Source organism: Mesorhizobium sp. M2A.F.Ca.ET.037.01.1.1 (assembly GCF_003998075.1).
Taxonomy (GTDB): domain Bacteria; phylum Pseudomonadota; class Alphaproteobacteria; order Rhizobiales; family Rhizobiaceae; genus Mesorhizobium.
Map to the genome: position 1 here is coordinate 1 of NZ_RZSA01001442.1, position 1134 is coordinate 1134.

General features: G+C 66.4%; 2 protein-coding genes. Both read left to right on the top strand.

What is annotated here, in order from left to right; translation table 11 throughout:
- The coding region (locus EOA27_RS37450; protein WP_189562340.1) for an RNA chaperone Hfq at positions 1-94 on the top strand (94 nt) is incomplete at its 5' end.
- Positions 95-1134: GTPase HflX (hflX, locus tag EOA27_RS37455; RefSeq protein WP_127258835.1), on the top strand; the 1040-nt coding region annotated here is incomplete at its 3' end.

Here is a 1134-nt window from a genome sequence, read left to right on the forward strand (position 1 = left end):
GCACTCCCAGCTCGTCTACAAGCACGCCATTTCCACGATCATGCCGAGCCAGCCGGTTCAGATGTTCGATGGCGAGGAAAGCCAGGGCGCCTGATTGGCACGTGATAAGGACGCGGACCGCAGCGTTCGCGGAAAACAAGGACATCAACTCGGGCCGGAAGCCAAGGATCCGACCCGGGCTGTCGTCATTGTGCCGGTGCTTACCCGCCAGCCGCGCGGCGACGAGGAAACCAGCCGTCCGCGTCTGACCCGCTCGGCGGATGCCCGCCATGACGAGGCGGTAGGGCTTGCCAGCGCCATCGACCTCAACCCGGTCCACACCGCGGTGGTGACGGTCGCCGACCCGCGTCCGGCGACGCTGCTCGGCAGCGGCAAGGTGGCCGAGTTCGCCGACATCGTGAAAGAACGCAAGGCGGAACTGGTCATTGTCGACCATCCGCTGACGCCGGTGCAGCAGCGCAATCTCGAAAAGGAACTGAATGCCAAGGTGCTCGACCGCACCGGGCTGATCCTCGAGATCTTCGGCGAGCGGGCGCGCACCAAGGAAGGCACGCTGCAGGTCGAGCTCGCGCATCTCAACTACCAGAAGGGTCGGCTGGTGCGCAGCTGGACCCACCTCGAGCGGCAGCGCGGCGGCGCCGGCTTCCTCGGCGGCCCCGGTGAAACCCAGATCGAATCCGACCGCCGCATCCTGCAGGACAAGATCACCAAGCTGAAGCACGAGCTGGAAACGGTGCGGCGCACGCGCGACCTGCACCGCGCCAAGCGCAAGAAGGTGCCTTTTCCGGTGGTGGCGATCGTGGGCTACACCAATGCCGGCAAGTCGACGCTGTTCAACCGGCTGACCGGGGCAGGGGTGCTGGCCGAGGACATGCTGTTCGCCACGCTCGACCCCACCTTGCGGCGCGTGCGGCTGCCGCACGGCACGCCGATCATCCTGTCGGATACGGTCGGCTTCATCTCCGACCTGCCGACGCATCTGGTGGCCGCCTTCCGGGCGACGCTGGAAGAGGTGGTCGAAGCCGATCTCGTCATCCACCTGCGCGACATCTCAGACCCCGATACGGCGGCGCAGGCCGAGGATGTCGAGCGCATCCTTGCCGATCTTGGCGTCGATGCCAGTGACGCCAAGCG